The sequence below is a fragment of the Rodentibacter mrazii genome (assembly GCF_001998825.1).
GTDB classification, from domain to species: Bacteria; Pseudomonadota; Gammaproteobacteria; order Enterobacterales; family Pasteurellaceae; genus Rodentibacter; species Rodentibacter mrazii.
The window spans coordinates 1-6,514 of sequence record NZ_MLHG01000027.1 but is presented as its reverse complement, the minus strand read 5'-3'; the positions used below and the strand labels follow the sequence as shown (position 1 = coordinate 6,514).

The following is a 6,514-nucleotide window of genomic DNA, read 5'->3' as shown; positions in this document are numbered from 1 at the left end:
TTTTTAGTTAAAAATAAAAGGTCGGGGGGCCGACCTTTTTACGACGACTTAGAAAATATAGCTGATATTCGCATTAACACTACGTTCTTGCTGAATTTTATCTGTTTGGAACAGCCGCCCCGTTGCCCATTCCAGTTGCATTTGCCAATGTGGGTGAGATGTTTTGATACCAACGGCATACCCGAAGGCTTTTTGGCTTTTCGCATCGCTGGCGGTCGTTTTTTGTATGCCTAAATCCACACCGAGGTAAGGTTCCAGTTGCCATTGATTGTATCTGTATAGCCACCCTATGTTATTTTGTAACACGAGATTTTTTTCCGCAGATTGGGAAAGATCATTAAAGCCCCGCACGGAATATCGTCCTAACAGATCCGCTTGTTTAATGGCTGGCAAGTAATTTTTACTGTATTGCCCGATCAGACGTGCAGATTGGTGAAAAATTTGCGATTTTATTTGGTGATAGTAATGGAGTTGTAAATCTGAACGCCATAAGTTAAATTGCCCTTCCGGTTGATCCCGTCCCTGATTTGGCGTGGCATTCCACCATTTTAATCCCCGTTCGTAACTAAAATCAGCAATTAATGAACCGTTCGGAAAGAGTTGTAGATGATTGATACCGAATTGAGCTGTCGTCAGCGTTGGGCTTTGTAATCGAATCAGACTATCTTGAAAATAACTTCTGCTTTTGCTTCGTTCTAGTTGAACGTAGAGAGAAGAGATGGAATTTGAATCTCGTTGGAAAGTGTAATCGGTGCGGAATGCTATTTGCCATGTTTTTCCATTTTGTTGCGCTTTAAGGTATTGTAGCGGTATATCGGATTTGAAAGACGAAAAAGAACCAAAACTGCTGAATGTCCAATAGCCGTAAGGTATGGTATGAAAAAACGAGAGAGAGCGACTGTAATTTTGATGAAACGATTTTAAGGTGTGGGCGGCATTCACATAGAGTGTATCGGACAAGCCGAGAGGACTATCGAATTGAATCCCTGTTTTTGCCTGCCAACGCCCCGTACGTTGAGAAGCGAAATTATCCAATCCGACAAATCCACTAATGCGCGATGTTTCTTCATTAACAAAAGCAAGTTCAATTTCCCCGTTTGTTGCCGGCAACACATCAACGGTTACTTTACTCCCCGGCATTTTATTGGCTTGATCAAGAGCTTGATCTAAATCCTTAATATTAAGTGCTTGCCCCTCTACATTGGGTAATAAAGTCGAAAAATTTAACCGCTTATTATTGCCTGATATTTTACTCACCCGCCCTTCCGTTACGCGTATGGTGAGCTTTCCGCTGTGGTCGTCCTCAAATCGGAACGGATTGTAAATATAACCTTTTTTCAAATAAGCCGCGGTGATATCTTGGCTAAGCTGATTTAATCTCACTTCGTTTAAACATTCATTAGGCTTTGGTGCAAATGGTGTTGGATCTATCAAGGTGAAACCGACAAAGCGCACACTTTCATAGGGCAAGCAAACTTGGGATAAATCAGAAATAGTTTCTTCTTTTTGTTTGGGTTGGTATTGATGTTGTTCTACCCAACGTTGCTGCTGCACCTGTTGTAATTCTTCATTTCGGTTTTTATTTTGCTGTTGAAAGCGGTTAAATTCAGTCGCAGAGGAAGTTATTACGTTGTTTGCCAAAGCGAACAAAGGACTGCAAAAGATAAGGGGGATAAGATATTTCATACGAGATCCTAAAATAAACTAAGCGTCTAATCATACTCTATATTTTGCTAGAGATAAAATTTGACAGTATTGTGACATCTTTCTATTATTTTTCCATTCCTCACCCTATTCATAAATAACGAGATAATATGTCAGAAAAAACAACCACACTTTTAAAAACCGTCCTTGCCCAACGCATTCTTATCCTAGACGGCGCAATGGGGACGATGATCCAACAATATAAGCTGACGGAGGCGGACTTCCGTGGCGAACGTTTTAAGGAAAGTGCGGTCGATTTACGGGGCAATAATGATTTGCTGACCCTCACTCAGCCATTATTGATCAGCGCTATCCACGAGAAATACCTTGCCGCAGGGGCGGATATTATTGAGACTAACACCTTCAGTGCCACCACCATTGCGCAAGCCGATTACGATCTACAAGCGGTCGCTTACGAGCTGAATTTTGCAGGGGCGAAGCTGGCACGGCTGGCAGCAGATAAATACAGCACGCCTGACAAGCCCCGCTTTGTTGCTGGCGTACTTGGCCCAACTAACCGCACTGCCTCCATTTCCCCCGATGTGAACGACCCCGGATTTCGTAATATTACCTTTATGCAATTAGTCGAAGCCTATGGCGAGGCGACCCGTGGTTTAATTGCGGGCGGAGCGGATATGATTATGATCGAAACCATTTTCGATACGCTCAACGCCAAAGCCGCTGCCTTTGCGATTGATAAAGTATTTGAAGAATTAGGCGTGCAACTGCCGATTATGATTTCCGGCACAATTACCGATGCCTCAGGGCGAACGCTATCGGGACAAACCACCGAGGCATTTTACAATTCCCTCCGCCACGCTAAGCCAATCAGCTTTGGCTTAAACTGTGCTTTAGGCCCGAAAGAATTGCGACCTTATGTGGAAGTGATATCGAAAATTTGTGAAACCTATGTTTCCGTGCACCCGAACGCCGGCTTGCCGAATGCCTTTGGCGGTTACGATTTAGGGGCGGCGGAAATGGCTGCACATTTGAAAGAGTGGGCGGAAAGCGGTTTTGTGAACATTGTCGGCGGCTGTTGTGGTACAACGCCGGAGCACATCAAAGCCTTTGCGGAGGCAATGCAGGGAATCAAGCCTCGTCCGTTGCCCGACATTAAAACGGCAATGCGGTTGTCGGGGTTAGAGCCGCTAAACATTGATAACGACAGACTGTTTGTAAATGTAGGTGAACGTAACAATGTTACCGGTTCAGCAAAATTCAAGCGTTTAATCAAAGAAGAAAAATTTGGCGAGGCGATTGAAATTGCCATCGACCAAGTGGAAAACGGGGCGCAGGTGATCGACGTCAATATGGACGAGGCATTGCTCGACAGCCAAAAATGTATGACCCGTTTTCTCAATATTATGGCAACCGAGCCGGAAGCGGCGAAAGTGCCGGTGATGATCGACTCGTCAAAATGGGAAGTGATTGAGGCAGGCTTGCAGTCCATTCAAGGCAAAGGGATTGTGAACTCAATTTCACTCAAAGAGGGCGAGGAAAAATTTATCCAACAAGCCAAATTAGTCCGCCGTTACGGTGCTGCAGTGGTGGTAATGGCGTTTGACGAAGTTGGTCAGGCGGACACGGAAGAACGCAAAGTCGAAATTTGTACCCGAGCTTATCGCATTTTGGTCGATCAGGTCGGTTTTCCGCCCGAAGATATTATTTTCGACCCGAATATTTTTGCGATTGGCACGGGGATTGAGGAGCACAATAACTACGGCGTGGATTTTATCAACGCCACAGGACGGATTAAGCAAACCTTGCCGCACGCCAAAATTTCCGGCGGCGTGTCGAATGTATCCTTCTCGTTCCGTGGTAATAATGTGATGCGTGAGGCGATTCACGCGGTTTTCCTCTATCACGCGATTAAGCAGGGAATGGATATGGGGATTGTCAATGCGGGGCAGTTGGCGATTTATGACGATCTCGATCCTGAATTGCGTGATGTGATCGAAGATGCCGTGCTAAACCGTGTACCAGACGCGACCGATCGCCTACTTGAAATTGCAGAAAAATATCGAAATCAGACCGCTTCCACCGAAGATAACAGCGTGGCGGAATGGCGAACTTGGGCAGTAGAAGAGCGGCTAAAACACGCCTTAGTGAAAGGGATCACGAATTACATCATCGAAGATACCGAAGAAGCCCGTCTGAAATTTAGCTCGCCGCTGGAGGTGATTGAAGGGCCACTGATGGACGGCATGGACGTGGTGGGCGATCTGTTTGGAGACGGCAAAATGTTCCTTCCACAAGTGGTGAAATCGGCACGGGTGATGAAACAATCTGTTGCTTATCTAGAACCATTTATCAATGCCACCAAACAAAAAGGTTCATCAAACGGAAAAGTCGTGATCGCTACTGTCAAGGGCGATGTGCACGACATCGGCAAAAACATCGTGAGCGTGGTGTTGCAATGTAATAATTTTGAAGTGATCGATCTTGGTGTGATGGTGCCAGCGGATAAAATTATTCAAACGGCAATTGATGAAAAGGCAGATATTATCGGCTTAAGCGGCCTGATCACGCCGTCTTTAGACGAAATGGAATATTTCTTGGGCGAAATGAACCGTTTAAATCTGGCTATTCCGGTGATCATCGGTGGGGCGACCACCTCTAAAGAGCATACGGCGATTAAACTCTACCCAAAATATCGGCACGAAGTCATTTACACCACCAATGCCTCCCGAGCGGTGACGGTGTGTGCGGCGCTGATGAATCCGGAGACTAAAGCGGAATTATGGACACGAATGAAAAAAGAGTACGAGCAAATTCAGCACGCCTTTGCCAACAAAAAAGCCCCACGTAAGCAGTTACCGATTGAGGAAGCGAGAGCGAACTGCTTTGACGGGTTCAGCGGCGAATGGGCGGATTACCAAGTGCCTGTGCCAAATCAAACGGGCATTATTGAATATAAAAATGTGCCGATTGCGACGCTGCGAAAATTTATCGACTGGTCGCCGTTTTTCCGCTTATGGGGCTTGATGGGCGGCTACCCTGATGCGTTCGATTACCCTGAAGGCGGTGAAGAAGCCCGCAAAGTCTATAATGATGCGCAAAAAGTGCTGGACGAACTCGAACAAAACCACAAACTCAACCCAAGCGGAGTGATGGGGATTTTTCCTGCCAACCGCGTGGGCGACGATATTGAAATCTACCAAAATACTGACCGCACTTTAGTGGCAGGCAAAGCCTACCATTTACGCCAACAGGGCGAGCGCGGCAAAAACAGCAAAAGCCCGTACAACCTCTGTTTGAGCGATTTTATCGCCAGCAAAGCAAGCGGGAAACAGGATTGGCTTGGTATGTTTGCCGTTTGTGCTGGCGTTGAAGAACACGATTTGGTCGAAGGCTACAAAGCCGCAGGGGACGATTACAATGCGATTTTACTACAAGCGGTCGGCGACCGACTCGCCGAAGCAATGGCGGAATATCTGCACTTTGAACTTCGCACGAAAATCTGGGGATATAGCAAAGAAACCTTTGAAAACGACCGGTTGATCCGTGAAGACTACATCGGCATTCGCCCCGCCCCCGGCTACCCAAGTTGCCCTGAACACACCGAAAAACAGATCATCTGGGATTTATTGGAAGTGGAGCAACGCATCGGAATGAAACTCACCGAAAGCTACGCAATGTGGCCTGCCGCCAGTGTGTGTGGCTGGTACTTCACCCACCCCGCCTCCAATTACTTCACATTGGGAAGAATTGATGAAGATCAGGCAGTGGATTATGCGAAACGGAAGGGGTGGAATGAGAGAGACATGGTGAAGTGGTTGGGGGTGGCGATGAAGTAAAACTTTCAAAAAATCAATTGAAGATACCAAACAATATCTATTTATTCTAGAGGTTAATAATATGAAACAAGTCTATATTACGCACGGTTATACAGCAAATGAAGATCAACACTGGTTTCCTTGGCTTGAATTAGAATTAACAAAAATAGGCATTCCTTGCCAACGTTTAACAATGCCAAATAGCCATTACCCTAACTCACAGGAATGGCTTAATTATCATTTACAAAATGTTACGTTAACACCGGAAACTATTTTAGTCGGACATAGCCTCGGATGTATCGCTTCTCTTCGTTTACTTGCCCATACTCAACAAAAAATTACGGCGGGAATTTTCGTTTCTGGATTTTACGAATCGGTACCGGGTTTACCGATGTTAGATGAATTTATAACAGATTATGCAAAACAACTCCCTTGTTTACCAGAGCATTCTTATGTCATTACAGCCCAAGACGATAGTATTGTGCCTTCTGAGTTCAGCCAACGATTTGCACATTATTTAGGAGCTGAGTATCATTGCTTACCGATGGGGGGACATTTTCTTGATCGAGAAGGGGCAACTGAATTTCCACTTTTATTAGAAATTATTCGTTTACTGACATAAAGTTGAAAAGGAGCAACGCATCGAATAAAATCACCGAAGGCTACGCCATGTGCCATGTGCCAACCGCTAGCATTTTCACCCACCCTGCTTCTAATTACTTCCCCCTAGGGAGAATTGATGAAGATCTGGCAATGGATTATGCACAACGCAGGGGGGAGTGAGAGAGAAAGGGTGAAGTGGTTGGAAGTGGCGATGAAATAGAGTTAATTTATTAGAATTAGATATAGCATTTCCCCACTTTCCTTTAGTATATAAAGAAAAAGCGGCATTCAAAATGATATTTAATTGGAGTAAAATGGAAAAAATAAAAAATTTTAAATTAACACTATCTTCTATTATGGGAATTGAATGGTTAATTTCCTTTTTATTATTAGTAACATATTTAGATTTATATTTTCAGGTTAAATATAAC

3 protein-coding genes and 1 pseudogene are annotated in these 6,514 nt (G+C 44.8%); 3 read left to right on the top strand and 1 reads right to left on the bottom strand.

Annotated elements, in window-relative coordinates; all coding sequences use genetic code 11:
• Nucleotides 1-48: 48 nt before the first annotated feature.
• On the bottom strand, nt 49-1,686 hold the full coding sequence (locus BKK47_RS05235) for a ShlB/FhaC/HecB family hemolysin secretion/activation protein (RefSeq protein ID WP_077493848.1): 1,638 nt from the start codon (nt 1,684-1,686) through the stop codon (nt 49-51).
• A 128-nt stretch (nt 1,687-1,814) separates the two neighbouring features.
• On the opposite strand from BKK47_RS05235, the gene metH reads away from it, so the two are divergent.
• The 3 genes and pseudogenes from metH to BKK47_RS12340 form a co-directional block, all read left to right on the top strand.
• The gene (gene metH, locus BKK47_RS05230) at nt 1,815-5,501 is read left to right on the top strand and encodes a methionine synthase (protein ID WP_077493847.1); all 3,687 of its coding nucleotides are present in this window, start codon (nt 1,815-1,817) and stop codon (nt 5,499-5,501) included.
• A 61-nt stretch (nt 5,502-5,562) separates the two neighbouring features.
• Complete coding sequence (locus BKK47_RS05225; protein ID WP_077493846.1) at nt 5,563-6,102, top strand: RBBP9/YdeN family alpha/beta hydrolase; 540 nt, start codon at nt 5,563-5,565, stop codon at nt 6,100-6,102.
• A gap of 26 nt (nt 6,103-6,128) precedes the next feature.
• Nucleotides 6,129-6,303: pseudogene (locus tag BKK47_RS12340) on the top strand (vitamin B12 dependent-methionine synthase activation domain-containing protein); the annotation flags it as partial.
• Nucleotides 6,304-6,514: the final 211 nt, after the last annotated feature.